General features: G+C 71.3%; 1 protein-coding gene. It reads right to left on the bottom strand.

Going from position 1 to position 1940, the window contains the following annotated elements:
• Positions 1 to 1940 (bottom strand): polyketide synthase dehydratase domain-containing protein (locus E1298_RS46505; protein ID WP_165975997.1); only part of this gene is annotated, 1940 nt, incomplete at both ends.

Genomic DNA, 1940 nt, shown 5'->3' with positions numbered 1-1940 from the left:
GTGGTGAGGTGTTTGGCGGTGATGGTGCCGAGGGTGCCGGTGCCGCCGGTGATCAGGACGGTGCCGTTGGGGTTGAGGGGTGGGCGGAGGGTGAGGACGACTTTGCCGGTGTGTTTGGCCTGGGCGAGGTGGCGGAAGGCGTCGGGGGCCTGGTGCAGCGGGAACGCCGTCACCGGAAGCGGCGCGAGGGTGCCGTCCTCGAACAGCCCGTGGAGTTCGGTGAAGAGCTGGTGGATGCGATCGGCCCCGGCGTCCATGAGGTCGTAAGGGAGGTAATGGACGCCGGGATGGTCCCGCGTGACCTGGTCGGGCTCCCTGATGTCGGTCTTGCCGATCTCAAGGAAGTGACCGCCTTCGGGTAGTAGCTCCAACGACGCGTCGACGAATTCGCGGGCGAGGGAGTTGAGGATGACGTCCATGCCGGCGTTGTTGGTGGCTTGCTGGAAGCGGTCGCGGAAGGTCAGGTCGCGGGAGGAGGCGATGTGGTCGGCGTCCACGCCTTGTCCGCGGAGGGTTTGCCATTTGGGTGGGCTGGCGGTTCCGTAGACCTCGGCGCCCAGGTGCTGGGCGAGTTGGGTGGCGGCGGTGCCGACGCCGCCGGTGGCGGCATGGATGAGGACGCGTTGGCCGGGGCGTAGCCGGGCCAGGTCGGTGAAGCCGTAGTAGGCGGTGAGGTAGACGATCGGGACGGACGCGGCCTGAGCGAAGGTCCACCCGTTCGGCATCTTGCACAGGAAACGGTGGTCGGTGACGGTGGTCGGGGAGACGCCGCCGATGAACAGGCCCATCACCCGGTCGCCCGGCGCGACGGTCGTCACGTCCGGCGCGACCTCCTCGACGATTCCCGCGCCCTCGGCGCCGATATGGGCCTGACCGGGATACATGCCGAGCGCGATCAGAACGTCACGGAAGTTCAGCCCGGCCGCGCGGACGGACAGCCGGACGTGTCCGGGGGGCAGCGGTTCCGCGGTCTGCGGGTCGGGGACCAGGGCGAGGTTCTCCAGGGTGCCCTGTTCGGTGACGTCCAGCCGCCAGGGCCCATCAGGCTCGGTCAGGCCGTCGGAGACGTGCCTGCTGATGCGGGGGAGATACAGCCCGCCGTCGCGCACCGCGATCTGATCTTCATCGCCGCCGGCGGCGAGGGTGAGGGCGGGGGTCAGGTCGGTGTCGGTGTGGTCGGTGTCGATGAGCAGGAACTGGCCGGGGTGTTCGGCCTGGGCGGAGCGGACCAGTCCCCAGATCGAGGCGGCGGCGAGGTCGTCCAGATGCTCACCGGGCAGGACCGCGACGGCCCGGCGGGTGACCAGGGCCAGCCGGTCTCCGGTGGGTTCCTTCAACCAGGTCTGAACCAGGCCCAGGACATGCGCGAGCACATCATGGAGCTCACCGTCAGCCGGGACGCGGGCGATGACGGTCCCGTCCGGGGCCTCAGCATCGGCGGGGACAGGGTGGTTGACCCAGCCGAGCCGGTACAGGTTCTGCGCCGCACCGGCCGCGCCCGTGATCGCGCCTTCGGCGGGCAGCGGACGCAGCGTCAACGCCTCCACCGACAGCACCAGCCCACCACTGGCGTCCACCGCCGTGATCGCCACCGAGTCGGGTCCCGCCGGGACGAGGACGGCTCGCAGGGCGGTGGCGTCCGAGGCGTGCAGGCGCACGCCGCTCCAGCCGAACGGCAGCCGGGGCCCGGCGTTGTCGTCGGGGTCGAGGCCGAGTGCGTGCAGGACGGCGTCGAGCAGCGCCGGATGCAGCCCGTACCCGTCCGTTTCGGTTTCCTCGGGCAGCGCGACCTCGGCATACCGGGCGGTGCCGTCACGCCAGGCGGCCCGCAGCCCCTGGAACGCCGGGCCGTAGGCGAGGCCCTGCGGGTCCGGCGCGTCGTACAGGCCCGTCACGTCCAGGGGGACGGCGTCGGTGGGCGGCCAGGCCGGCGTGGGCGG

It is taken from the genome of Actinomadura rubrisoli, assembly GCF_004349215.1.
Classification (GTDB): Bacteria; Actinomycetota; Actinomycetes; order Streptosporangiales; family Streptosporangiaceae; genus Spirillospora; species Spirillospora rubrisoli.
This window is presented reverse-complemented; position numbering and strand designations above follow the sequence as displayed.